Below are 26,249 nucleotides of genomic sequence, written 5' to 3'. Positions count from 1 at the left end.
TTGTGAAAAAAATATTCAAATTCATATTAAATTTTTTACCCAGACCCTTTCTAATAAGGTTAAGTTATACGATACGACCTTTTTTGGAATTTTTCCTAAAAGGAACAAATTTCACAGATCCTATTGACGGAAAAAGTTTTAAAACCTTTCTTCCTTACGGATATGGAAAACAGCGTGATAATGTTTTATCACCTTCCACATTAAGTCTAGAACGTCACCGTTTATTATGGTTATATTTAAAAAATGAAACTGTTTTTTTTTCAAAACAACTCAAAGTCCTTCATTTTGCTCCAGAACAAGCTTTTTATAAGCGTTTCAAAAAAATGAAAAATCTGGAGTATATCACTACAGATTTAAACTCTCCATTAGCAGATGTCAAAGCCGACATTTGTAATCTACCTTTTAAGGATAATGAATTTGATGTTATTTTGTGCAATCATGTATTAGAGCATATTCCTGATGATACTAAAGCTATGCAAGAATTGTATCGCGTTTTAAAACCAGGAGGTTTTGGGGTTTTTCAAATTCCTCAAGACTTATCACGAGAGTTTACTTTTGAAGATAACTCCATAAAAGATAAGAAAGAACGCGCTAAAATTTTCGGACAATATGATCATGTTCGTATTTATGGTAAAGACTATTTCAATAAGCTTCGCAGCGTTGGATTTAAAGTGGATGAAATCGACTATACAGCTCGTCTCTCTGAAGACATGATTAGCAAATATTGTATAGCGAAAGGAGAAATTATTCCTGTGGTATTTAAGTCTTAAAATTCCGGAAAACTATTTAAACCAAGGGTTTCAAATTCATTCTTATCATTCTCAAAAATCAAAAAAACTTTTAACTCTTTATGCTTTTCCAAAAAGGCTTTTACTTTTTCTATTCCCATAGTTTTAAAAGCAGTAGCATAACCATCAGCCATCATACAGTTAGAAGCAATCACAGAGATGCTCAATAGACTGGTTTTACTAGGATAGCCGGTATTAGCATCTATGATATGTGAATAACGTTTACCTGCATCATCTAATTTAAACTTTCTATAGGTCCCAGAGGTTGCCATGGCTTCATCTTTCAAAGAAATAGCACTTATAATAGATTGTGATCCATCAAAATGGGGCATTTCAACACCAACTTTCCAAGGCTTGTCCTTTTCAATATTTATTCCTTTGGTTCTTATTTCACCGCCAATTTCAATAATATAATTTGAAATCTTTTGACTTTCTAAAAATTCAGAAATCACATCTACTCCATATCCTTTGGCAATCGCATTAAAATCCATAAAGGTATTTGCGTTTTCTTTAATCACTTTATTACCTTCTAAATGGACTTTGTTCAATCCTACTGACAGCATTAAGCTATCAATTTTAAGACTATCCAGATTTCTAACATTTCCTTCAGGCCCAAAATCCCAGGCATTTACTAAATTCCCAATGGTTGGATCAAAAGACCCTTCTGTTTCAGTATAAATTTCTTTGGATGCTTTAAAAACTTTTATAAAATGTGCGTCAACTGTATTAGCTTCGTTTCTGTTTAATTTAGAAATATCTGAGTTGGTTTGGTAGGTCGACATTGATTTATTGACCACATAAAACAAACTATCAATGCTATGTTGCAAATCCTGCCCATCTTCTGAATAATATTGAATGGAATATGTAGTTCCAAAAACCGGACCAGCCATCTTAATGTTGACAGGTTTACTGCAACTTACAATAGAAATAACAATAACAAGTGTATAAAAATAAGGGTTCATCTTTTTAATTTAAATTGGTTTCTAAAACCTGAATACCATTATATTCAATTAAGTACTCTTCGTTTAGATAAATTGGCAATTTTTCGTTTTCAGCATTTGCCAGACCAACACCAGCATAAAGTACTTGTGCATTTTTTTCTCTAGCATGTTTTTTAAAAGACTCCATCCAGATAACGTCATAGTTATTAGGGTTTTCAGGTAATAAAACTGCTCTAACGATCACAAAAAAGTATTGACTTTTCTTATCAATACACACAAATTGCGGATGCTTTTTAAGTTTACTATTTATGGCAATAAACTCAAAACCACGTTGCTCCAAATCTTTTCCAACATGGTTCATTGCCAGATTATGTAATTCCTGCTTTGAAAGTGCTTTACTCATAGTGCAAAATTAATATTTAAAATTTTCAATCACTAACTTTAAAATTTGTTTAACTTTAAAACCTAACTGTAACTATTTTTGTTTAATAATTACAGATCTTAAAACCAACCCAAACTGCACCATAGCTTCATTTACTTACAACTGTAAGAGATGTGAAATTCTTTAGGCGAATTTGCCCAAACCTTTTTATTTAAGGCAAATCATTCCCTGAAATCAGGTATTATGAATTGTGAAATTTGTTTAAAGTTTATAAAATATAATTATTAACTACCCTAAACCAAAAAATTATGAAGTCTGAAACAAAAAAATGGACCAAAGAAGAATTACAAATATATATTTTACTGCTCTGTGCGAATGTCGATGCTGATGAATCGAAGGAAGAAATTAAGTTAGTTAAGTCGAAAGTCGACAAGAAAACCTTTAAAAAAATGTATAAAGAATTCTGTAAAGACAATGAAGACGAAAGATTTGAAAAAATAGACAATGCCATACATTTACATGAATACAGCCATGTTGAACTTGAAAAATTCAGAAATGAAATTAATGAGATTTTCTTGGTTGATAATCATTTTGCGGTCATGGAAACAAACCTAAACAGGATATTAGACAACATCCTTTATTAAGAGACAACATTTTGTGTTTTAATATAAGTCGCTATCAAAAATATAATTATGCCCATTACAAAAGAACAATTACTAAAAAAATGTCATAAAGATTTTCTGGAGCTCTGTTTTGGTAATCTTTCATTGGAGCAAGTTAAAAATCTGGTCAGTGAAAAGATAACCGGATATGGCACCAATATAAATGAAAAGATTCAATCCTTGGACGACTTTATTTCTTTGCTTAATCTGCAGAGGGAAGAATCAGCCGGACTAATAATGGACTTCCAATTTAGCCCCGTTTCAAAGACTCTGTTCGCACAAAACAATGCTGCAGTCTGTATAGATGAAGTGATTTTAACGATGACCATTGAAGAAAACAAACTGGAATTATCTGTGCGCATTTCTTCTGTATTCGAGTTTTTAAATGAACATTGGCGTGTGGTGCATTTTCATGGTTCTCTGGCACAAGGTGTTGAAGGGGACCAGGATACCTGGACCGTCAATGAATGGAAACAAAAAAATGCCGTATTAGAAAAAATAATCAATGAAAGAACCGAGGAACTAAAACAATCACTTGAAAATCTTAAAGCAACGCAATCACAATTGATCCAATCAGAAAAGATGGCTAGTCTTGGAGAACTCACCGCTGGGATTGCTCATGAAATACAAAACCCCTTAAACTTTGTAAACAATTTTTCAGAGGTCACTAACGAATTGGTGGATGAAATGAATGAAGAATTAAACAAAGGAGATCTTGAGGAAGCAAAAGCTATTTCATCTGATATTAAACATAATTTAGAAAAAATAAATCATCATGGTAAACGGGCTGATAGTATTGTTAAAGGAATGCTTCAACACAGTCGTAGCAGCAATGGGACACAAGAACCAACCGACATCAATGCCTTAGCTGATGAATATGTGCGTCTGGCCTATCATGGTTTACGAGCTAAGGATAAATCATTTAATGCATCGATTATTACAGATTTTGATGACTGTGTGAATAAATTAAATGTGGTGCCTCAGGATATAGGCCGAGTGATGCTCAACTTAATCACCAATGCTTTTTACGCCGTACATGAAAGAAGTAAGCAAGATAAAGCGGATTATCAAGCAACTGTAACGGTGAGGACCCAAAAAGCGAGTAATAGAGTTGATATACAGGTGACCGATAACGGCTACGGTATTCCTGATGCTATCAAAGAAAAAATCTTTCAACCGTTTTTCACAACCAAACCGACTGGTCAAGGAACCGGCTTGGGGCTCTCATTAAGTTACGATATAGTCAAAGCTCATGGCGGAGATATTAAAGTGGAATCAACAGAAAAACAAGGAACACGTTTTGTTATATCCTTACCAATAAACACTAACGCATGAAACTGACCAAAAAAACCGAAGCTGAAGTTATAAAAGTTTATGAAACTTGGTTAAACGCCTATTTAAATGGAGATGTAAAAACGTATGACTTTTATTTGGATGATAGCTACCATTTTATTGGTTCTACCAATAATGAAGAGTTTTTAAACAGAAAAGACACTACAAAATTTTTTGAAAAAACGGCTGATCAACTTGCCGGCAAAACGGATTTGAAAAACAGAATTAAAAGCATTGAATTGTTTGAAGGATTAGTTTTTATCTCAGAATTTTTTGATGCTTACTTTCTTATTGGTAATGAATGGACCTATTACGGTCGGTTCCGTTTCTCCTCAGTAACAAGAAAAAACAAAGAAGGCTGGCGTTTTATCTATCAACATTTCTCCATGCCAGATTCAAAAGCTCAGGAAGGAGAATCTTTAGGAACTGAAAAAATATCAAAAGAAAATCAGGAGCTAAGAGATGCTATAAAAAGACGAACGGTTGAACTGGAAGAAAAAAACCGACAACTGGAAGTTGAAACGGCACTGGAAAAAGTAAGAGCCGTGGCACTTAGTATGGGTCAACCCGAGGACTTATCCAATGTCTGTGAAATATTATTCAAAGAATTAAAATCTTTAGGTTTTTCTGAAATCAGAAACACTATGGTCAATATTCATAATGACGAACAAGGAACATTTGTGAATTATGATTATTCTGATGAAATAGGAAAAAGTATTACGCCTTTATTTTATGACATCCATCCGGTTATAAAAAAACAGATTAAAAAGATAAGAAGTGCAGATGATGCATTTTCTGAAACGGTTTTTAAAGGAAAAGATCTGGAAAGCTGGAAAGCTTTCCGAAAAAGCCGAGGAGAAAAAGAAGACAAACGCATAAAGAACAGTACTGCCCTCTACTACTATTTCTATTCCATTGGCACAGGATCTATTGGTATTTCAGGCTTTAATGCTATTAATAATGAAAAACTAGAGATCATAAAACGCTTCAGAAATGTATTTGCATTTGCTTACCGCAGGTATATGGATGTAGCTTTAGCCGAAGCACAAGCGCGTGAATCGGAAATAGAATTGGCATTAGAGCGGGTACGAGCCAAGTCTATGGCAATGCAATCTAGTGACGAATTACATGAGGTATTAAGTGTTTTATTTAGACAATTTGATAGCCTAGGTATACAACCCATAAATGTATTTTTAAGTCTTTTTGATCGCAATAACAGAACCCTTACCTATAGAGCAACAGGTAAATCCGGAAAGAGAATTCCCGGAATGCAAGTTATTGGTATTGATAGTATGGACGTATTGAGAGCATTATATGAAAAATGGAAAAATGATTCCTCAGAGGCTGTAGAAGTGATTTACTATCCCAAAGAAATACTACCTGAACTCTTTGGCATTTTCGCCGAAACCTTCTCTGCAATGCCTAAAAAAGAGCGTATGGGCGTCGATGATTTTCCAAATGGGGGCTATTCTATTGCTGGTTATACTCCCTTTGGGTACTTAGGCTATGATCATGAACGAGATGCCACTGAAGAAGAGAAAGATATTCTCTCACGCTTTTGTATAGAATTCACAAGGGTTTATCAACGATTTCTTGATATCCAGAAAGCGGAAGCACAAGCAAGAGAGGCAGAAATAGAACTGGCATTGGAAAGAGTGCGCGCAAGGACTATGGCCATGCAGCGAAGTGAAGAGTTACTGGATGTTGCTACGGTCTTATTTCAACAAGTAAAAGCATTAGGTGTACCCCAATGGAATTGTGGATTCAATATCTGGAATAAAGGTGATACAGAATTTACCTATTATCCAGGAAGTCCGGATGGCATCATATCGCCTTCACCTTGCAAGATCCCATTAACAGAGCATGCAATATTTAAGCAATTTGATGTATCAAGAAACCGGGGTGATGAACTTCTGGTATATGAAAAAGAAGGTGAAATTCAAGCAGATCATTATCGTTATATGCTCTCACTAAGTGGTGTGGGTGATTTATTGCAAAGCATGCTTGATGCTGGTTTTGAATTACCCTCTTTTCAAATTGACCACGTAGCCAATTTCGCGTATGGTAACCTGATATTCATTACCTACCAGCATTTCCCAGAAATGCATGACGTCTTTAAACGCTTTGCCAAAGTTTTTGAACAGACTTATACAAGATTTCTTGATCTACAAAAAGCAGAAGAACAGGCAAAGGAGGCACAGATTGAAGCGGCCCTGGAAAGAGTGCGCGCACGATCTATGGCGATGCACCAAAGCGATGAGCTCAAGGATGTAATAAAGGTAATTTTCGACCAGATGGCCCACTTGAACATCAATGCGGAGCATGCCGGCATCGTGGTGGATTATGAACCCAAGAAAGACTGGCATTTTTGGGTTGCTGAGACTCAGGACATTCCAGCAAGAATAACTGTTCCCTACCTTGATTTGATTTGGGACAAGCAATTCACAGAAGCGAAAAAGAAAGGCAAGGATTTCTTCACGACGCAACTGGATTTTGAAGAAAAGAATAGCTTTTATAAAAAATTACTACCTCACATTCAAGGATTGACTAAAAAGGCACAAGACTTTTATTTTAATTGTCCCGGTCTGGCCGCATCAACTGTTATACAAAAGGATATCGGACTCTACATCGAGAACTTTTCAGGGATTCCCTATTCCCATAAGGAAAATTCAATCCTGATGAGAATTGGCAAGGTGTTTCAACAAACCTACACACGCTTCCTTGATCTGCAACAGGCAGAAACACAGGCAAGAGAAGCACAAATAGAAGCTGCTTTAGAACGTGTGCGCTCAAGAAGTATGGCAATGCATAAAAGTGATGAACTATCTGAAACAGCAGAAGTGCTTTTTGAGCAATTTGATTTACTGGGAAAAATTCCCGACCGGATGAGTATTGGAATAATCAATGAAGACAGCAAAAAAGTTGAACTTTGGGTTACAGATCAGGGCGGTAATCAACTAAGTCATGAATTCTTCTTTTCGCTTGAAGAACCAACCACCATAGCAAAAATTTATGCTGCCTGGAAAGATGGAAAAGACAGTGTTTTTGTAGATCTGATTGGTCAGAATCTTAAAGACTGGCTTCAGTTTGTGAAATTGAATGCACAGCTGCCTATTGATGAAACTGAAATCAAAGGCAGAAGAGTTCATCAAGTGGCATTTTTCTCACATGGTTTCCTTCTCTTAACTTCACATGAGCCGATGGCTAATGAAATCATGAATTTATTAGTAAGGTTTGCCAAAGTTTTTGAGCAAACCTACACCCGTTTTCTCGATCTTCAAAATGCTGAAGTACGAGCAAGAGAAGCACGAATAGAAGCTGCATTAGAACGGATACGATCCCAATCTATGGGCATGAAGTCCAGCAATGATTTTAGTGCCGTAACCACAGAAATGTTCAATCAACTAAGACGGTTTGATGGTGATTTATTTGCTACAGGCATCGTTTTTTGTGATAAACATCTGGGTCATGTTGAGCAGTGGCATAGCATTCCGGGAGCGGGTATGCTTACACCATTCATCGTACCCGTTGACCTAGATTATATTCATCAATATCGCTTTAATGAATGGAAAAAAGGAACAGAGTTGTTTTCGGTAGAAATCCCAGAGCATTTCATAGAACAGCATTTCAGTGCTATTTTCAACCTGCCTTCGGCACAAATTGTCTTAAAGGATTTTGAGTCAAGGAACACGCCCATGCCAAAAGCACCTGACTGGGAAATTGATTATGGTGCATCGTTCAAAAATGGATACATTTTGGTATCTGCTCTGAAGCCTTTTAAAGAGGTTGGTATCCTACCAAGATTTGCCAAGGTTTTTGAACAAACCTATACCCGTTTTCTTGATCTTCAAAAAGCAGAAGAACAAACCCGGGAAGCACAGATAAATTTGGCTGTTGAAAGAGTCAGAGCAAAAGCATTAGCCATGCATAAATCTGAAGAGATTATGGAAGTTGTAGCTAAACTTAAAGAGGAAGTGATGGCCTTAGATATTCCTGATGTAGTAGCTGCAACTATTTTTCTAAGTGAAGGTGAAGACAGGGTTAGAATGTGGGATTTAAGTTCCATTGAAAAACTGGAAGAAGGTTATCAGGTGCCTTTAGATATTACTTTTAAATTAAAAGAAAAAGACCCTTACTTATATGTTAAAAGAGTATGGGAAAATCCTAAAAATTACTTTGTAGAAATACAAGATAAAAAGGGGTTTAAAAGAATTATGGCCTGGCTGAGAGAGTATAACAAAAACGAAGTAGCCGATGAAGTTGAAGCATATCTAGAGGCATCCAAAATAAAGTGTTTATACCATGCTGCAAAAAAATTAAATAATGGAAAGTTAGTACTCGATTTATTGGATCCACCAACGGCAGAAATAGAAACTATCCTGACCAAAATGGGAACTGCATTTGATCTGGCATATAAACGTTTTGAAGATTTAAAGAAAGCAGAAGCACAAGCAAGAGAAGCACAAATAGAAGCTGCTTTAGAGCGTGTACGCTCTAGGAGTATGGCCATGCATAAAAGTGAAGAGCTCTTAGATGTGATTTCTGTGGTTTCGGAACAGTTGCAACAATTGGACTTCAAATTCATTCATGTGAGTTTTGCCAATAATGATATCAGTCAGGATTATAAATTTTGGACTGCTTCAAAGGGCATGTCCAAACCCATGAGGTTTAATACGCCTTATTTGGATATTGCCATGTTTAATAATTTGAGAGAAGCTCAAGAGAAATCTGTTTCATTTTATACTGATATTCTAACAAAAGAAGAACATATCCAATGGCATGAGCATTTGCTCAAGCATGGTGGGTCTCATGTGTTTTCAAAAGAGGAAAATGAGTTCATAATGAGTAGAGGAATGGCTCGGTCAATTGCTATTAATCCCAATATCATATTGATTCTTGCAAACTATGCATCGATTCCTTATTCAGAAGAAGACAACAAAATAATTGAACGATTTGGGCTGGTTTTTGAGCAATCTTATACAAGGTTTCTTGACCTGCAAAAAGCAGAAGCACAAACCCGTGAAGTACAAATAGAAAATGCTTTGGAAAAAGTACGAAGCCGCACTATGGCTATGCAACACAGTAAAGAACTTCCAGAAGCAGCCAACAACTTATTTCTCCAGGTTCAGGAATTGGGTATACCTGCATGGAGTGCCGGCTATTGTATTTGGAATGAGAATAAAGATACTGCCAGTTGTAATATGAGTAGTGAAGGACAAATTCAAAAAGGCTTTAATTTACCAACTATTGGTATTGGTTATAATTTTTATGATCCCTATAAAAAAGGAGAGACGTTCCATGTAGCTGCCTTAGGTGGCCAAGAATTGGTAGAGCATTATCAGTTTATGAGTACATTACCATCTGTAGGAGAGATTTTGGAAGAACTGATTAATGCAGGATTGGCCTTGCCTACTTTTCAAATATTCCATATTGTATATTTCACCTACGGTTATGTCATGTTTATAACCTATGAATCTGTACCGGAGGCACATGACATTTTCAAGCGCTTTGGTAAAGTTTTCGAACAAACCTATACCCGTTTTCTTGATCTTCAAAAAGCAGAAGCACAAACCAGACAGGCACAAATTGAAGTCGCCCTGGAACGGGTTAGAGCAAGGGCTTTAGCCATGCAACAACCCGAAGAATTAAAAGAAGTTGCGGAAGTACTTCGTCAAGAAATGGGAATACTTGGAGTAGAAGAACTTGAAACATGCAGTATTTATATTACTGATATGCAGACAGACCAAGCCGAGTGCTGGTATGCATTAAAAGATATACGAAATACTCGAAAAAAATTAATAACTGATTATTTCTCATTAAACTTAAAAGACACCTGGGTAGGACAAAAAATGTTTTCGTTCTATACATCATCGGAAAAACAAACTTCCATTGTTATGGCAGGCACGAACCGTAAGGAGTGGATTCATTATTGTGAAGCCAACTCTGCACCTTTCCGTGGCTATTATGGAGATAAGATACCTGCCAGAACCTATCATTTATATAAATTTTCACACGGCGCTATTGGTGCAGCCGCAGCTGGAGAAATTTCAACTGAAAGTTGGGGTTTATTAAAAAGAGCCGCCTCTGTTTTTTCATTAGCCTATTCTCGTTTTAAAGATTTAACCCAAGCAAGAATTGATTTGCAAAAATTAAAAGAGGAAAAGCAAAGAGCACAAGAAGCATTATCAGAATTACAAACTACACAAAAGCAATTAATCCAATCTGAAAAAATGGCCAGTTTGGGTGAACTGACGGCTGGAATTGCGCATGAAATTCAGAACCCTTTGAACTTCGTTAATAATTTTTCTGAAGTTAGTAAAGAATTATTGGATGAAATGAAAGAAGAACTTAATAATGGTAATCTGGAAGATGCAATGGAAATTATGCAAGATATCATTCAAAATCTGGAAAAAATAAATCATCATGGTAAACGTGCTGATGGCATTGTAAAAGGGATGCTACAACACTCCAGAAGCAGTTCAGGTTCCAAAGAACCAACCGATATTAATGCGCTGGCCGACGAGTATTTTCGTTTAGCCTATCATGGTTTACGCGCCAAGGATAAATCATTTAATGCTACTATGGTTAGTGATTTTGATGAAAGCATTGGAAATACTGATATCATCCCACAAGATATTGGAAGAGTCATTCTAAATTTAATTACAAATGCTTTTTATGTGGTTGATGAAAAAAAGAAATCTGGAATAGAAAATTATGAACCAACCGTTACGGTAAGAACCAAAAAAGGAGTTAAAAATATAGAAATACAAGTCGCTGATAATGGCTATGGGATCCCCGAAAAGATATTAAATAAAATTTTCGAACCCTTTTTTACAACTAAACCAACAGGAAAAGGAACTGGTCTGGGTTTAAGTATGAGTTATGATATTGTTACTAAAAGTCATGGAGGCGAATTAAAAGTACTAACAAAAGAAGGTGAAGGAACTGAATTTATAGTGGTATTACCTATAAAATAATATTAAGTAAAAAAGTAAGAGAATACTTTTTTTATTATATTTTAAACAACAAAATCAACTAAAAGGATATATTTTGATATTGATATAAAATATATATAAACTGTAAACCAATGAAAATAACAAGCAAATCCATTTTAACCACCGTAATTATAGGAGGTTTTATTCTATTTTTTACTGGATGCCATAATACAAATGAAACACCACCATTTCCTGTTTTGGAAAGTGAATTTGGACAACCTGGAATAAAGAATCTTACTATTCCCAAACCAGATACAGTTCATTGGGTTACCGAAAATAGACCAGATTTAAATGCGTTACCCACAACCAAATTTGATTGGGACAAATTGCCTGCAAAACCATTCGACATTGGTCAGCCGTTTTCCATTAGAAAACCAATGACATCACAAGCATTCGACTGGAATTCATTACCCCGTAGTTCGTTTACTTTTGAAAATTTACCTCAACATTCATTAAATGTAAAAGTTTCGGTTTTAGGCGATCCTAAAATTACCAAGGCTGGAAATATTAGTAACGAACCTGGTGCAACGCGAGGAGTGACAACTTTTGATGCTGGATTTGGGCTACCGACAATACCATTTTCACAAAACATAGATAGTAATGGTATGATGTGGTTTGGTGTTAATAACGGTATTGTAAGATATGATTCTGAAAACCTTGAAATATATAACATAGAGCAAAATCTTGAAGCCAAATATGTAAATTGCATTTATGAGGATTCGAAAGGAAGATTATGGATGGTTGGCAACCAAGGTAGTATTTCTGTTATGGATAAAAAAGCAAATCTCGTTTATGAAATTGCCAATCCCTTTAATCCTAGTCGCCTCTTTAAAATAATTGAAGATAAAAATGGCCTCTTTTGGCTGGCGGATAATATTAATGGAATTATAATCATCAATTTTGATGAAAAAATCATGTACCAATTGGATAGCAAAAATGGCCTGCTATCCAACGGAGGTTTCGAAGTCTATGAAGATCGAGAAGGCTATATTTGGATTACTACGCGCCGCAGGGGTGGTATAAACATTATAGATCCTACAAGAACTAAAAATTATGCACTAACCACAGACAACGGTTTAAATATAAATTTTGTCTCAATGATTGTTCAAGATAAGGAAGGAAAAATTTGGTTGCCGAGTTTTGGTGGCATCAACATTCTCAATCCAAACAAAACTTCAATCTCATTTTTACCTTCAGAAAGTTTTGACAGTTCACAGTTTATAATTACCAGTATTTTTCAAGATCATTTGGGTAATTTTTGGATGGGAACCAATAATGGATTACTATTTAGATATACTGAAGAATCTGGTGTATTCACAAAGTTTATTGTAAGAGCTACTTCAATAAACAGTCAATGGATCTATAATATCAGAGAAAATAGTGATGGCGACATTTTAGTAGTATCTGCACAAGGAGGTGTATTTAAAATAAGTGTCAATGGAGCCCGACCTGGTAATTATCGAACAGAAAGTGGGATTAGCAATAATAATGTTTGGGCTACACTTGAAGCAAAAGATGGTAAAATGTGGATTGGTACCTATGGAGGCATTGATGTTTTCGACCCAGTTGAAAACACTTTGAAGCATTTAGGTACTGAACAAGGTTTGGTCGATATCAGAACCAACAATCTCATGGAAGATTCCCAAGGCAGAATTTGGGCTAGTGGAAGTATTTCAGGGATAAGTATTATTGATCCAGTAAATGAAACCATAAAAAAATTAAGCTTATATGGTGGTTTAAAAGTTGAACAAATTGGAAATACCATTATGGCGCTGGATGGTACCTTTTGGACCTCTAGTTTTTCTGGGGAAATAAAGAATATAGACTTTGAAAATGCAACTGTAAAAAGTTTTGTCGATAATGATTCGGTGATAGGACAATCCAGAAAGGAACGTATAATTCAAACGGATAAAAATACGTTTTGGGTAGCCGATCAAGAATATGGCCTGCATAAATTGGACCTAGCTAAAAATTTGAGATGGCGATTTACCACCGATAATGGTCTAATATCTAACAATCTTTATTCTCTTAATAAAGACGATAAGAACAATATTTGGATTACTACGGAAAGAGGGGTGCAAATGATAGACGATTCAACCATAAAAATTACCACTTTCACTGTAGATGAAGGATTGGCCGCCAATGATGTTTATGATGTAGAAGAAAAGGATGGCAAAATCTATTTAGGAACCTCAAAAGGCTTAACAATCTTAGAGCCTTCAGAAGTTGATAACAAAACCCTTTGGAAGACAAAAACTATTGGAAAAGATCAAGGTCTTGATTATATTGATTTTGCTCAAAATAGTATCTCTTTCGATAAAAATGGACGTTTATGGGCTGGCGTAGAAGGTCAAATGCTTACCGTCATGGATATTACGGTTGAGGATACGACTTCCATTCCTGCAAGAATTACTTCCATAAATATTTTTGACAACCAATTAGTCTTTAAAAACAATAAGCTTCAAGAAGAAAAAGTTACAATTGATACCCTTGAGCAAACCCAAAATCAATCAAAAATTGATTCTAGTTATCAAACGTTAAATAACATAACCTGGGAAAAAGTTAATGGACCTTATAACCTGCCTGTTGGCCTTACATTGCCTTCCAATCAAAATTTTCTAAGTTTTAATTATAACGGTGGTCAATATAGCAATCCTAATAATGTTGTTTATAGATATATTCTGGAAGGAATAGATAAAAACTGGAGTGCTATCAGCGATAAAACAACTAGCGAAAATTACCGTGATCTCCCATCTGGTGAATACACATTTAAGGTAGCTTCCAAAGGTTTTAATGGCGTTTGGAGTCAGCCAGCAGAATTTTCATTTACAATAACCCCACCTTGGTGGCAATCATGGTGGGCCTATTTGGGCTATTTAATTGTGCTCGGTTTATTGGCTAAACAAATTCATAATTACCAAAAAGCAAAAACAATACGGATTGAACGCGAAAAATCTCGTGAAAAAGAATTAGCACAAGCTAAAGAAATTGAAAAAGCCTATACCGAACTCAAAGCCACACAGTCCCAATTGATTCAATCGGAAAAAATGGCCAGTTTAGGAGAACTTACTGCAGGAATTGCGCATGAGATTCAAAATCCGTTAAATTTTGTCAATAATTTCAGTGAAATAAACTCCGAATTAATTGTAGAAATGAAGGAAGAACTTGATAAAGGAAATTTAGAAGAAGTTCAAAGTCTGGCTAACCATATTAATGAGAATGAGAAAAAGATCATGTTTCATGGGAAACGCGCAGATTCCATTGTAAAAGGTATGTTACAACACAGTCGCATTAGTAATGGAAAAAAAGAACTTACCAATATAAATGCCTTGGCAGATGAATATTTACGTTTAGCCTATCATGGTTTACGTGCCAAGGATAAATCTTTTAATGCCACTATGGTTACTGATTTTGACGAAACTATTGGCGATGTTGAGATTATACCACAAGATATTGGAAGAGTGATTCTTAATTTAATCACCAATGCCTTTTATGTGGTTGATGAAAAAAAGAAATCCGGCATAGAGAATTATGTCCCAACGGTTACTGTTATTACCAAGAACCGAGATAAAAATATAGAAATACAGGTTACTGATAATGGCAATGGCATTCCTGAAAATATTTTAAGTAAAATTTTCGAGCCCTTTTTTACAACCAAACCAACTGGTAAAGGAACAGGTCTAGGCTTAAGTATGAGCTATGATATTATCAATCAAAGTCATGGAGGCAATCTTACCGTTGAAACAAAAAAAGGATTAGGAACCACCTTTGCAATAACATTACCAAAAAATAAAAAATGAAATGAGCTTGACAATTATCAATATCACCAAGATGTTTAATAGCGAATTACATTTGACCTTAAAAAAATAAATAAATGAAAATATTAGTAGTTGACGACGAACAAGATGTGAAAACACTTTTTCAACAACGTTTTAGAAGAGAAATTAAAAGTGGAGATATGACTTTTGTGTTTGCCTTTTCAGGTGAAGAAGCGATAAAATATTTAAACGAGAATAAACAAGAAGCCGTTCTCATTCTTTCTGATATTAATATGCCAGGAATGAGCGGATTAGACTTACTGGAACATATCAAACAAAAATTTCAAGCACCTCCTCCAGTGGTCATGATGATAACGGCTTATGGTGATGAAGAGAATTTTAATACAGCCAAAAGATTAGGAGCTGACGACTTTTTAACCAAACCTTTGGATTTTAATCTATTAAAAGACAAATTAAAAACATTAACCTAATGGCAAAGATACTTGTAGTAGATGATGAAACCGATTTAGAAGTTTTAATAAAACAAAAATTTAGGAAACAAATTCGTGAACAAGAATATGAATTCTTTTTTGCAATTAACGGTTTAGATGCTTTATTGAAAGTAGCAGAACAACCGGACTTAGACATTGTTTTAAGTGATATTAATATGCCTGAAATGGATGGTTTAACATTACTTTCAAAACTAAATGAAATAAAACCGCTTCTGAGGTCCGTGATGGTGTCCGCTTATGGTGATATGGATAATATACGCACTGCAATGAATCGGGGCGCTTTTGACTTTATCACCAAACCCATAAATTTTGAAGACTTATCCATCACCATGGAAAAAACTTTAAAACATACACGTCAAATAAAGGAAACCCTGCAAGCCGTCAAAGAAAACAATATTTTAAAAATGTATGTCGATGAAAACGTTTTGAATTTTATGGGTAACCGAGAATTTGAAACCACAATTATGGCAAATGAAACTATTAATGCCACCGTTTTATTTATTGATGTCTGTGGTTTTACAAAAATAAGTGAAACAGCTCCTGCCGATACGGTAGTTAAAATGATAAACACCTATTTTGATGTGATGGTTAAGGAGATTATGTCACAAGATGGGTTTATTGATAAATTTATTGGCGACGCCATCATGGCCGTTTTTAAAGGAGATTTTCATTTAGACAGAGCCATAGATGCTGCATTAGCATCCAGAAAAAAAATAAATAGCCTTCCAGATTTAGATGGCACGCAACAATTTAGACCAAAAGTTTCTATAGGTATAAAAAGTGGCGAAATGATATCGGGAAATATAGGGTCTGCCAGCTTAAAACGCTTGGATTATACGGTGATTGGAGATACTGTAAATACTGCGGCGAGATTACAGGATATTGCAAAAGAGAACCAAATCATTATTTGTGAAGCCTGTTACACAAAGGTCAAGGAAGCCTTTAACTGTGAAAAAATAGGAAGTATTAGTTTAAAAAACAAATCAGAACCTGTTACTATTTATAACGTGATTGATTAAATAGACTTATACTAATTGATTAAACTATCTGATTATTAATTAGTATAAAATAAAAAAGCCAACTCATAAAGTTGGCCTTTTTATTTTTATGAATTGAATTATCCTCCGAAGTCATCAAATCTGATATTCTCGTCTGGCATACCAAAATCTTCCCCCATTTTTTGAACGGCCTGGTTCATTAATGGAGGGCCGCAGAAATATAATTCAATATCTTCTGGAGATTCATGATGTTTCAAATAGTTGTCAATCACACAGTTGTGGATAAATCCAACAAAACCATCTCCAGGAGCATCTATATTTTCTTTAACTTTCCAGTTATCTTCTGGCATAGGCTCAGAAAGGGCTAAATAGAATTTAAAATTTGGAAAATCCTTTTCTAATTTATGAAAGTGATCTAAATAGAATAATTCGCGTTTTGAACGTCCACCATACCAATAAGTCACTTTTCTACCAGTTTTTAAGGTTCTGAAAAGGTGATATAAGTGAGAACGCATGGGTGCCATACCTGCACCACCGCCTACATATAACATTTCTGAATCTGATTCATTAATGAAGAACTCTCCATAAGGACCAGAAATAGTGACTTTATCTCCCGGTTTCTGATTGAATATGTATGAGGACGCAATACCTGGATTCACATCCATCCAGCCACCTTTAGCTCTATCAAAAGGAGGGGTTGCAATACGAACATTCAACATGATTTCTTTTCCTTCAGCTGGATAAGAAGCCATAGAATAGGCTCTTTCAACAGTTTCATTATTCTTCATCACTAAAGGCCATAGTTTAAATTTGTCCCATTCTGCCTGAAATTTATCAGGTGTTTCATGCTCTTCAGGATGTGCAGTGATATCCATATCAGCAAACTTCACTTCACAAGGTGGTATTTCAATTTGAATATACCCACCCGCTTTATAGTTCATTTCTTCAGGAATTTCAACAACAAACTCCTTAATAAAGGAGGCTACATTATAATTACGTACTACCGTTCCTTGCCATTTTTTAATTCCAAAAACTTCTTCAGGAATAGTAATATTCATGTCTTGTTTTACTTTAACCTGACAAGCTAAACGTGCCCCGTGTTGTAATTCCTTTCTGGTAAAATGAGGAGTTTCTGTAGGTAAAGCTTCTCCTCCACCCGATAACACATGACATTCACACTGAATACATGTTCCACCACCACCACATGCCGATGGTAAAAATATTTTTTGACCGCCTAAAGTTGATAATAAAGAACCTCCTGAAGCCACTTCAATTTCTTTCTCTCCATTGATAGTGATTTTTACCGGACCTGATGGTGAAAGTTTCTGTTTTACAACCAATAATAAAACTACCAATAACAAAGTAATAATTAAAAATGCTGCTACCGTTGCTACTACTGTTCCTAATGTACCTGCTGCTAATATCATGTTACTCATTTACTTTTATGTTGTTAGCTAACACTTTTTTATCCTCCTTTTTTTCTTCAGTAATTTTAATTTCTGTTGAAGGAGTTGTGTTAAATTCTTCTTTTGGCATAACTGTTTTTTGTTCTTCTTGAGGCTCTTCATCACCACCTGTTAACATACCACCAAAGCTCATAAAACCGATAGCCATAAGGCCAGTAATTATAAATGTAATTCCTAAGCCTCTTAATGGAGGAGGAACATTTGAATATCTAATTTTTTCACGAATAGCCGCTATAGCTAAAATAGCTAAAAACCAACCTATCCCTGAACCAATTCCATAAACTGTAGCTAAACCTAAGGTAGGTATCTCTCTAGATTGCATAAACAAGGAGCCCCCTAAAATAGCACAGTTAACAGCAATAAGTGGCAAGAAAATACCCAATGAATTGTATAATGATGGTGAAAATTTCTCCACTACAATTTCAACCAATTGCACCATAGTGGCTATGGTAGCAATAAACATGATAAATGACAAGAAACTTAAATCATAGCCGGCGTATTCTTCACCCAACCATGATAATGCCCCTGGCTGTAACAAATATTGATCAAGTAGCCAGTTTAAAGGCACCGTAATTGCTAATACGAATATAACAGCAGCACCAAGACCAACAGCCGTGGATACTTTTTTAGAAACAGCTAGGTAAGAACACATTCCTAAGAATGTGGCAAACACCATGTTATCTATAAATATTGATTTTAAAAATAATTCTAAATGTTCCATATATTTTAATTTTTAGTTTTGGATCTTAGCGATTAAACATTCACTTAACCTATAAACTAATTTTAATGATCTTCTATTAATGCTCTATTTCTGCTACGTTGCACCCAAATAATAATACCAACCACAATTAATGCCATAGGTGATAACAACATGAATCCGTTATTTTCATAACCCAAAGCATACAGACCAGTAAGTTCACCAGGAATCGGATTTCCTAAAACTGGGAAACCTAATAAAGTTCCAGAACCTAAAAGTTCCCTAAAAAACCCTACTATAACTAGAATTATACCATATCCAGCAGCATTACCAATACCATCTAGAAAAGATCTCCAAGGTCCATTTGCAAGCGCAAAAGCTTCAAAGCGTCCCATAATGATACAGTTAGTGATAATTAATCCTACAAAAACCGAAAGTGTTTTACTTAATTCATAAGCAAAAGCTTTCAAAACTAAATCAACTATAATTACCAAAGCGGCAACCACGATAAGTTGCACAATAATTCTAATTTTTGAAGGAATAATATTTCTCATTAAAGAAATAACCACATTCCCTATTCCTAAAACAAACAATACCGAGATAGACATTACAATGGATGCCTTTAACTCTGCTGTAATTGCCAAGGCAGAACAAATACCTAATACCTGAATCGTAATTGGATTATTATCTGCTAATGGGTCTAATATTAATTTGCTGTCTTTTTTTGAAAGTAAGCCCATAAATTAATTGTTTTTTAAGTTTTGGAAATAGGACACGTAAAGTTTCAAGTCACTTTTAATCATGGCTGTTACGCCATCACCAGTAATTGTTGCTCCTGCAATAGCGTCCACCTCATTATCTGTTTTATCATTATTTTTTGGATCGGCATTTCCTTTGGCTACATTGATTCCTTTAAAAGAACCATCGCTTGCCAATAAATGTTCACCAACAAAATCATCCATAAAAAAACGTTGTTTAATATTCGCTCCAAGACCAGGTGTTTCTCCCTTATGATCAAAATAAGCCCCTTGAACAACCATATTTGCGTCTAACGCAACATATGCCCAAATGGCATCCCAAAGGCCTTTTCCTAGTATTGGCACAATATAAAATGTCTTACCATCTTTTTCACCAATAAACACGGGGAGTTTTCTTGCCAAACCAGCTTTAGCATTTGTTTGTTCCTTTTTTACATCAATTAAATAAGGCTCATTTCCATTGTTAGCATCCATATACTCTTGCCTGTTCAATTCTGATATAATTTTACCGTTTTCGATTTGTAATACTAATTGTTCTTTAATGTATTTATTGAATAACTCAGGTGCCTTTTCAGTAGAAACAAAATTAGCATTGCTTTCATCGTTTTCATTAACACCCATGGCATACAAAATATTCTGCTGCTTTTCTAACCTTTTGTTATCATCAATAGTAGGTTTTAATGATGCTGCTGCAAAAGCTAACAATGTTCCAACCACTAATACCATTGCAATTGCAAATAATATGGTGTATGAATTTTTTTCTGTTGTATTTTCCATTATTGAGCCGTTTTTACTTTTAGACGTTTAAGTCTTTGTTTTACATTTCCTTGAACCACATAATGGTCTATAGTTGGTGCAAATACATTCATTAATAAGATTGCTAACATAACACCTTCTGGATAGGCTGGATTGAATACGCGGATTAATATAGAAAGTAATCCCACTAAAAATCCATACACCCATTTCCCTTTATTTGTTTGAGACGCGGTAACAGGATCTGTTGCCATGTAAACCGTACCAAAAGCAAAACCACCAATTATTAAATGTTGCCAAAAAGGTGCGCTCATTAAGGCATAAAACTTACTCCCTTGAGAAATAACATTGGCATCAACAACACTATTAAAAATCAATCCCATCACTATAGCTCCAATTACTGAAGACAACATAATTCTCCAACTTCCAATTTTTGTGAAGATCAAAAATAATCCTCCAATTAAAATTAACAAAGTTGACGTTTCACCAATGGAGCCAGGAATAAAACCATAAAACATGTCCATAACGGAATAGCTTAAATGCTTTCCTTGAGCCAGTCCTCCTAAAATAGTTTCACCAGAAATGGCATCTACCTTACCAACACTTTCTACTGCTCCTTGCACCCATACTTTATCACCACTCATCCATGTGGGATAAGCGAAGAATAAAAAAGCTCTAATAGTTAAAGCTGGATTTAATATATTCATTCCAGTTCCACCAAATACCTCTTTACCAATAACAACTCCAAAGGCAACAGCTACTGCAAGCATCCATAATGGAATGTCAATAGGCACAATTAATGGTACTAACATACCAGTTACTAAATACCCTTCTTCTACTTCGTGGTTTTTAATGGTTGCAAATAAGAATTCAATTCCTAATCCTACACCATAAGACACAATCACCAAAGGAATAATTTTCCAAAATCCTAAAGAAAAGTTAGCGATGGTCCAGAATTGGCTACTAAAAAACCCGCCGGTAACTGCCTCAATTTCTCCAGCTGCTAAATAATGCTGATATCCCGCATTAAACATTCCAAAAATCAAACATGGAATCATAGCCAGAATAACCGTATTCATGGTACGTTTTAAATCATCAGCCGCTTTTATATGAGTTCCGTTGTGAGTGGTTTCGTTTGGCAAATATAAAAAGGTATGAAGTGCACCAAACGCCGGAGCTAACTTGGTGCCTTTATACTTTTCTTTTAATTTGTGTAATTTATTTTTTAAACTCATTATCCTATTTCTTTAAGCATTACGTCTAATCCTTTTCTAATAATATCTTGATGTGGTTGTTTAGACACACATACAAATTCTGTTAAAGCGAAATCTTCAGGAGCCACTTCATACATTCCTAAGGCTTCCATTTCGTCTAAGTCATTATACATACAAGCTTTTAAGATCTGCATTGGAAAAATATCCAAAGGAAACACTTCTTCATAATTACCTGTAGTTACGAATGCGCGATGTTCCCCATTTGTATTAGTATTTAAATCGTATTTTTTATTTGGAAACAACCAAGAAAAGGTTAATGCTCTACTCGTTGATATTTTATTAAATACAGGTGCCGTCCATCCAAAAAATTCATAATCGTCTCCTTCTGGAATAACTGTAATTACATTACTATAATAATCTAAAGAACCATCTGGTTGTACTTGTTTTCCCGATAAAATGTTTCCAGAAATAATACGTACATGCGCCTCTTTTTCAATACCATGATCATAAAGCATGGTTGCAAGTTCACAACCTAGCTTGGTCACAAAGTACCTTGGTTTTTCAATGGAGGAACCAACTAAAGCCACTATACGCTCTGCGTTAAATTTTCCAGTTAATAATAATTCACCTATAATAACCAAGTCATGTGGATTAACAGTAAAAACAACCTCTCCCTTATTGACAGGGTCAATTCTGTTGATGAGGGTTCCTACGTTTCCTGAAGGATGAGGGCCAGAAACTTTATGCAAAGTAATTCCTGATAAACCAGACATAGGCGAGTTAGATTTACTCCCAACGGCAACATGCACTTTACCTTTAGTCAATTTACCCAATGCTGTTACTGCGGCTTGCAATTCTTTTTCTTTACCCTTCAAAGTAAAATCATAATCGGCTGCTAAAGGAGCCGACGCATAAGCAGATATAAAAATAGCTTTAGGTTCTTTGGTTGGATTTGCAATCACATCATAAGGACGCTGTTTAATAAACGGCCAACAGCCAGAGGCTAAAAGAAGTGTTTTAACTTCTTCTGGTTTTACGGTTTCTAAATTCAGAACGGGATATTCTAAGTAAGATTCCGTTTTATCCGCTTGAATTTTGATAGATAATATTTTGCGCTTTTCACCACGTACAATTTCTGTGATCTCCCCAGAAACCGGAGAAACAAACTTTATGTTTTCATTGGATTTATCATAAAAAACAGGTGTCCCTGCCTTTACTTTTGTTCCAACTTTAGAAATTAATTTAGGTATTACGCCATGAAAATCTTGAGGTCTTAAAGTATAAAAGTTGCTAATTACTGCCTTTTCAGAGGTTTTTTCAGCTTCACCTTTTAATTTAATGTCTAGACCTTTTTTAATACGAATGTCGTTTGACATATTTTGATTTATTGAGATTAGTTGTCTAAAAACGTGGCAAATTTACAAATTAAAAATGCAGTTTTCATAATAATTGACAGAGAAATTTAAACCCACTTTTAGAACAGCGGTTTTAGGTATAAAATTTGATTATATTTACAAAAAATCAGCTTATAGATGAGAATCAAATCATATATACTTTCCTTTTTTGTATTAATAATTCAAACCATTTATGGTCAAGTAGAAGAAGTGAATCCACCAGATTTTATTAAAACAATAAATTTTAAAGGAGATACTAATGAAAGTCAGTTACCGGTTTTGAAACTTGGTGATTACGTAGATTTAGAATTTGACGCACTAAATGGCCATGAAGATGATTATTATTATACGATTGATTACTATAACTTTGACTGGACACCGTCCGTTTTGGTGAAATCTGAATATTTAGAAGGTATAGATAATCAACGTATTAGAACCTATTGGAATTCTTTTAATACGTATCAAATTTATTCTCATTACAAACTTACTATTCCAAACGAACAAACTAAACGACTCAAAATTTCCGGAAATTATATGATCAACATTTTCAATGAGGACAATGAACTCGTTTTTTCGAGAAAATTTATGATTTATGAAAGTTTGGCAAGTATTGGCGTTAATATTAAACGCTCCAGAGATATTGCTTCAATAGACTATAAACAGCGTGTTGAAATAGCTATAGTCCCTAATGGTATTCAACTCAATAATCCAAAAGCAAATGTAAAAATTATTGTAGTTCAAAATAATAATTTGAATACAGCTATTAACAATCTCAAACCACAATTCACCATTGGTAGTCAACTTATTTATAAATATGATGATGAAGCCAGTTTTTGGGGAGGCAATGAATATCTGTATTTTGAAAACAAAGATGTACGTGGCGCCAATTCAGGCATACAAAGAATTGAGTTAGAAGACTTATATCATAACTATCTATTTGCCAATTATCCAAGGGTTGATAAACCATATACGTATAACCCAGATATTAACGGAAACTATGTGATCAATAACATTGACGCTGAAAACCCAGATATTGAAGCCGATTATGTTTGGATTCATTTTTCTTTATTATCAAATCAAACATTAGAAGGTAAAAAGATTCATGTGTATGGTAATTTTAATAATTACGCTATAGATAACAGTAACGAAATGATTTATGATGCCAATGACAAAGTTTTCAAGTGCTCGTTGCTATTAAAGCAAGGTTTCTACAACTATAAATATGTAGTTATTGAAAACAACAATCAAATAAATGAAGGTGCCGTTAGTGGTGATTTTTATCAGACTGAAAATAATTACAAAGTGATTGCCTACTATAGAGATTTAGGCAAGCGATATGATAGGATCATTGGGTTTGGAGAAGGATCCTCGGTAAATATATCCAATTAATCGGTTTTATGAATATTAATTAATAAGGAGCCAAAAAAAATCTTATTTTTGCTTCTTATATACATTGTATATCAGCAGATAACATGGTTCAACAAGTAACAAGAGGTATAAAAATTTCAGTAGAAACTAGTTTTGAAGGCTCATTTTATAAAAATTATAAAATACAATATGCCTTTGGTTATAAAGTAACTATTGAAAACCAAAGCAAAGATTCGGTTCAACTTAATGCACGTCATTGGAAAATTTATGATGCATTAAACAATATTGAGATTGTTTCAGGTGAAGGTGTTATTGGCAAAAAACCTGTTTTGAAACCTGGTGAATCTCATATTTATAGTTCAGGTTGTTTGCTAACCGCTCCATTTGGTGCTATGCGAGGTTATTATAGTATGATTAACTTTACCACTACTAAAAAGTTTAAAGTCATTATACCAACTTTTAAGCTAAGTGCGCCCTTCGCCATAAATTAAAAAGAAGTCTTTCTATTAAATCTATATATTTTTCCAGATTGCTGAATGTGCAAAAAACTGCAGTTTGAATAATGCACAAATTCAAAAGTTTGGCTATAATCAAAAGATTCATCTTCAACTGAAAATATATCCTGAACATCTATATTTCCATGTGGCGAAATACGTCTAAATTGATATTCCATTTGATGTCCTATATGATGTAACTCAAACCATGCCCCAGCCGCAATTCCAGAAAGCCACTGCGCTTTCTCATGAAGCTCTTCAATTGGTTTTGGTTTTAAAGTCCCTATAAAATTTGGCTCATGACCTTCTAATTTATCCAAAAAACAGCGCACATTTTCGCTCATTTGCGAACCTTTAAATTCTGTAATTATGCCTGTTTCTGAAACCTCATAAACCTGCTTTTCAGTATCCGCAAGAATGACATTACCAACCGTACTGGGAGTAAACCATTTAGAACTAATAAGTTTCCTTTTGATGTTGTAATCAGTTACGGAAGCTATTAACGTGTCTGTTACAAATCTTGCACAATTGCAAGCATCTTTTAAAAAAGCCGCATATCTAATAAAATGCTTTTGCTGCATGGCCGTTATATGAGCTCTTGCCTTGTCATAATCCACTACATTACAAACAGAAGCTATCAATTTTCCATCACCATGGGTTAATTTTGGATGCGTGCCTAAAAACTCTAAAATCTCCTCAATATTTGTAATGAGGTCATTCTCTACTTTTGCTTTTATTGCAAAATGCAACTCATTATCTGTTATGCTACCTCGGACACGTCCAAAAGGCTCAGGGGCAATATATCTGCCAAAATCGTGATATTCTAAGATACCTGTCTTTTTATTAATCAAAACCAAAGCGGCATGACCCGCTCTTACATAATTCTTTTTGCCAATACCTATAAATTTTAAAAATGGCGAAAACCATTCTTCAGAAACCATAACAATAGTATCCGGATATGCCAAGGTTAAAATAATTCCAGAACTACTCATTGACTATTTGAGATAAAATAAATTCACTTTTTGTTATAACCTGAGTTTGTAAATTCTCATAAAGCATTTCAAGCGTATGTTGAGATTTTTGAATTTGTGTAATACTTGTTGTTTTTACAAATCCTCTATCCATGATGACCCCATAATCAAGATTATCTGCGCCAGCCGTTTTGTGAAACTGTAACAAGGTCTCAGCCTCTATATTTTGTTCTTCCTTAAAATGTTCAAACCATTGTAATCTTTCCTGTTTCATTGTCGTATTATACAATGTAGAAGAGGACCATATTCTTGGTTCTAAGGGCAATTCAGAAAAATGTTTTGCAGTTCCATCCCAGACCAATTCATAAAACCTCAATCTAGAATTCCAGTCAACAATCACCATAGTAAACGGCTCAATATCAACTAAATTATATGAAGAAATAGCAGGTTTTATAAATTCAGCCGTTAAAAAATCCTTGGCTACAACACCTCTGCTTAGCCTATAATTTATCTTCCTTTTATGTGACTCAAACGCACCATTGAGCATGCATACCACTCGGTTTTTTTCACTTACACCTACCCATGTTCCTCCTGAAAGTTCATCTTTTGGAAATAACAATTTTGTATCATTGATAGTATAAACCCCAGGCGCTAATGAAACTCTATGAGGTGCTTCATCACGATTAGAGGTTAAAACAAAATCATTTTTCCCTTTGGGAATAATAGTAACTGTACACATGAAAAATATAGTCTTTATAGCAAATGA

19 protein-coding genes are annotated in these 26,249 nt (G+C 34.7%); 9 read left to right on the top strand and 10 right to left on the bottom strand.

Going from position 1 to position 26,249, the window contains the following annotated elements; translation table 11 throughout:
* The first annotated feature begins 2 nt into the window (after window positions 1–2).
* The gene (locus V8G56_RS04535; RefSeq protein WP_395437265.1) at window positions 3–770 is read left to right on the top strand and encodes a class I SAM-dependent methyltransferase; all 768 of its coding nucleotides are present in this window, start codon (window positions 3–5) and stop codon (window positions 768–770) included.
* Here the strand turns inward: V8G56_RS04535 and V8G56_RS04530 are convergent.
* Together V8G56_RS04530 and V8G56_RS04525 are read right to left on the bottom strand one after the other, a co-directional pair.
* Window positions 767–1,750, bottom strand: coding sequence for an FAD:protein FMN transferase (locus tag V8G56_RS04530; RefSeq protein WP_395437264.1), 984 nt, complete (start codon window positions 1,748–1,750; stop codon window positions 767–769). The two genes, V8G56_RS04535 and V8G56_RS04530, sit on opposite strands and share 4 nt — an antisense overlap.
* A gap of 4 nt (window positions 1,751–1,754) precedes the next feature.
* On the bottom strand, window positions 1,755–2,132 hold the full coding sequence (locus V8G56_RS04525; RefSeq protein ID WP_395437263.1) for a Na(+)-translocating NADH-quinone reductase subunit F: 378 nt from the start codon (window positions 2,130–2,132) through the stop codon (window positions 1,755–1,757).
* A gap of 287 nt (window positions 2,133–2,419) precedes the next feature.
* On the opposite strand from V8G56_RS04525, the gene V8G56_RS04520 reads away from it, so the two are divergent.
* From V8G56_RS04520 to V8G56_RS04495, 6 genes are all read left to right on the top strand, one after another.
* Complete coding sequence (locus V8G56_RS04520; RefSeq protein ID WP_395437262.1) at window positions 2,420–2,755, top strand: hypothetical protein; 336 nt, start codon at window positions 2,420–2,422, stop codon at window positions 2,753–2,755.
* A gap of 48 nt (window positions 2,756–2,803) precedes the next feature.
* Window positions 2,804–4,108 (top strand): sensor histidine kinase, encoded by a 1,305-nt coding sequence (locus V8G56_RS04515; RefSeq protein ID WP_395437261.1) that lies wholly within the window; start codon window positions 2,804–2,806, stop codon window positions 4,106–4,108.
* Window positions 4,105–11,082 carry an ATP-binding protein gene (locus V8G56_RS04510; RefSeq protein WP_395437260.1) on the top strand — a complete coding sequence of 2,326 codons (6,978 nt, stop codon included), beginning with the start codon at window positions 4,105–4,107 and terminating at the stop codon, window positions 11,080–11,082. Before V8G56_RS04515 ends, V8G56_RS04510 begins: the two co-directional genes overlap by 4 nt.
* Window positions 11,083–11,192: 110 nt before the next feature.
* Window positions 11,193–14,900 (top strand): sensor histidine kinase, encoded by a 3,708-nt coding sequence (locus tag V8G56_RS04505; RefSeq protein ID WP_395437259.1) that lies wholly within the window; start codon window positions 11,193–11,195, stop codon window positions 14,898–14,900.
* Between the two features lie 74 nt (window positions 14,901–14,974).
* Window positions 14,975–15,349 carry a response regulator gene (locus V8G56_RS04500; protein WP_395437258.1) on the top strand — a complete coding sequence of 125 codons (375 nt, stop codon included), beginning with the start codon at window positions 14,975–14,977 and terminating at the stop codon, window positions 15,347–15,349.
* Window positions 15,349–16,389, top strand: a complete 1,041-nt coding sequence (locus V8G56_RS04495; protein WP_395437257.1) for a response regulator — start codon at window positions 15,349–15,351, stop codon at window positions 16,387–16,389. The genes V8G56_RS04500 and V8G56_RS04495 overlap by 1 nt, the downstream gene beginning before the upstream one ends.
* Window positions 16,390–16,487: 98 nt before the next feature.
* On the opposite strand, the gene nqrF is transcribed toward V8G56_RS04495, so the two are convergent.
* From nqrF to V8G56_RS04465, 6 genes are all read right to left on the bottom strand, one after another.
* Complete coding sequence (nqrF, locus tag V8G56_RS04490) at window positions 16,488–17,795, bottom strand: NADH:ubiquinone reductase (Na(+)-transporting) subunit F (RefSeq protein ID WP_395437601.1); 1,308 nt, start codon at window positions 17,793–17,795, stop codon at window positions 16,488–16,490.
* A gap of 1 nt (window position 17,796) precedes the next feature.
* The gene (gene nqrE / locus V8G56_RS04485) at window positions 17,797–18,555 is read right to left on the bottom strand and encodes an NADH:ubiquinone reductase (Na(+)-transporting) subunit E (RefSeq protein WP_395437256.1); all 759 of its coding nucleotides are present in this window, start codon (window positions 18,553–18,555) and stop codon (window positions 17,797–17,799) included.
* Between the two features lie 62 nt (window positions 18,556–18,617).
* A complete protein-coding gene (locus V8G56_RS04480) occupies window positions 18,618–19,271 on the bottom strand; it encodes an NADH:ubiquinone reductase (Na(+)-transporting) subunit D (protein WP_395437255.1) in 654 nt (217 codons plus the stop codon).
* Between the two features lie 3 nt (window positions 19,272–19,274).
* The gene (locus V8G56_RS04475) at window positions 19,275–20,066 is read right to left on the bottom strand and encodes a Na(+)-translocating NADH-quinone reductase subunit C (RefSeq protein WP_395437254.1); all 792 of its coding nucleotides are present in this window, start codon (window positions 20,064–20,066) and stop codon (window positions 19,275–19,277) included.
* On the bottom strand, window positions 20,066–21,277 hold the full coding sequence (locus V8G56_RS04470) for an NADH:ubiquinone reductase (Na(+)-transporting) subunit B (RefSeq protein WP_331631130.1): 1,212 nt from the start codon (window positions 21,275–21,277) through the stop codon (window positions 20,066–20,068). Before V8G56_RS04470 ends, V8G56_RS04475 begins: the two co-directional genes overlap by 1 nt.
* Window positions 21,277–22,632, bottom strand: coding sequence for a Na(+)-translocating NADH-quinone reductase subunit A (locus V8G56_RS04465; RefSeq protein WP_395437253.1), 1,356 nt, complete (start codon window positions 22,630–22,632; stop codon window positions 21,277–21,279). Before V8G56_RS04465 ends, V8G56_RS04470 begins: the two co-directional genes overlap by 1 nt.
* Window positions 22,633–22,788: 156 nt before the next feature.
* On the opposite strand from V8G56_RS04465, the gene V8G56_RS04460 reads away from it, so the two are divergent.
* Both V8G56_RS04460 and apaG read left to right on the top strand, forming a co-directional pair.
* Entirely contained in the window at window positions 22,789–24,039 is a 1,251-nt protein-coding gene (locus V8G56_RS04460) for a type IX secretion system plug protein (protein ID WP_395437252.1), read from the top strand.
* Between the two features lie 83 nt (window positions 24,040–24,122).
* Complete coding sequence (gene apaG, locus V8G56_RS04455) at window positions 24,123–24,509, top strand: Co2+/Mg2+ efflux protein ApaG (RefSeq protein ID WP_395437251.1); 387 nt, start codon at window positions 24,123–24,125, stop codon at window positions 24,507–24,509.
* Here apaG and V8G56_RS04450 read toward each other — a convergent pair.
* Together V8G56_RS04450 and V8G56_RS04445 are read right to left on the bottom strand one after the other, a co-directional pair.
* Window positions 24,506–25,504 carry a DUF6695 family protein gene (locus V8G56_RS04450; RefSeq protein WP_395437250.1) on the bottom strand — a complete coding sequence of 333 codons (999 nt, stop codon included), beginning with the start codon at window positions 25,502–25,504 and terminating at the stop codon, window positions 24,506–24,508. The genes apaG and V8G56_RS04450 overlap by 4 nt on opposite strands.
* Window positions 25,497–26,222, bottom strand: coding sequence for an NRDE family protein (locus V8G56_RS04445; protein ID WP_395437249.1), 726 nt, complete (start codon window positions 26,220–26,222; stop codon window positions 25,497–25,499). Before V8G56_RS04445 ends, V8G56_RS04450 begins: the two co-directional genes overlap by 8 nt.
* Between the last annotated feature and the right edge of the window lie 27 nt (window positions 26,223–26,249).

This window comes from Gaetbulibacter aquiaggeris, from assembly GCF_044003965.1.
GTDB lineage: Bacteria > Bacteroidota > Bacteroidia > Flavobacteriales > Flavobacteriaceae > Yeosuana > Yeosuana aquiaggeris.
This window is presented reverse-complemented; position numbering and strand designations above follow the sequence as displayed.

Bases quoted from the DNA above. Each gene is read 5' to 3' on its own strand.
- V8G56_RS04530 (WP_395437264.1), bottom strand. From the start codon at position 1,750: ATGAACCCTTATTTTTATACACTTGTTATTGTTATTTCTATTGTAAGT.
- V8G56_RS04525 (WP_395437263.1), bottom strand. From the start codon at position 2,132: ATGAGTAAAGCACTTTCAAAGCAGGAATTACATAATCTGGCAATGAAC.
- V8G56_RS04520 (WP_395437262.1), top strand. From the start codon at position 2,420: ATGAAGTCTGAAACAAAAAAATGGACCAAAGAAGAATTACAAATATAT.
- V8G56_RS04515 (WP_395437261.1), top strand. From the start codon at position 2,804: ATGCCCATTACAAAAGAACAATTACTAAAAAAATGTCATAAAGATTTT.
- V8G56_RS04510 (WP_395437260.1), top strand. From the start codon at position 4,105: ATGAAACTGACCAAAAAAACCGAAGCTGAAGTTATAAAAGTTTATGAA.
- V8G56_RS04505 (WP_395437259.1), top strand. From the start codon at position 11,193: ATGAAAATAACAAGCAAATCCATTTTAACCACCGTAATTATAGGAGGT.
- V8G56_RS04500 (WP_395437258.1), top strand. From the start codon at position 14,975: ATGAAAATATTAGTAGTTGACGACGAACAAGATGTGAAAACACTTTTT.
- V8G56_RS04495 (WP_395437257.1), top strand. From the start codon at position 15,349: ATGGCAAAGATACTTGTAGTAGATGATGAAACCGATTTAGAAGTTTTA.
- nqrF (WP_395437601.1), bottom strand. From the start codon at position 17,795: ATGATATTAGCAGCAGGTACATTAGGAACAGTAGTAGCAACGGTAGCA.
- nqrE (WP_395437256.1), bottom strand. From the start codon at position 18,555: ATGGAACATTTAGAATTATTTTTAAAATCAATATTTATAGATAACATG.
- V8G56_RS04480 (WP_395437255.1), bottom strand. From the start codon at position 19,271: ATGGGCTTACTTTCAAAAAAAGACAGCAAATTAATATTAGACCCATTA.
- V8G56_RS04475 (WP_395437254.1), bottom strand. From the start codon at position 20,066: ATGGAAAATACAACAGAAAAAAATTCATACACCATATTATTTGCAATT.
- V8G56_RS04470 (WP_331631130.1), bottom strand. From the start codon at position 21,277: ATGAGTTTAAAAAATAAATTACACAAATTAAAAGAAAAGTATAAAGGC.
- V8G56_RS04465 (WP_395437253.1), bottom strand. From the start codon at position 22,632: ATGTCAAACGACATTCGTATTAAAAAAGGTCTAGACATTAAATTAAAA.
- V8G56_RS04460 (WP_395437252.1), top strand. From the start codon at position 22,789: ATGAGAATCAAATCATATATACTTTCCTTTTTTGTATTAATAATTCAA.
- apaG (WP_395437251.1), top strand. From the start codon at position 24,123: ATGGTTCAACAAGTAACAAGAGGTATAAAAATTTCAGTAGAAACTAGT.
- V8G56_RS04450 (WP_395437250.1), bottom strand. From the start codon at position 25,504: ATGAGTAGTTCTGGAATTATTTTAACCTTGGCATATCCGGATACTATT.
- V8G56_RS04445 (WP_395437249.1), bottom strand. From the start codon at position 26,222: ATGTGTACAGTTACTATTATTCCCAAAGGGAAAAATGATTTTGTTTTA.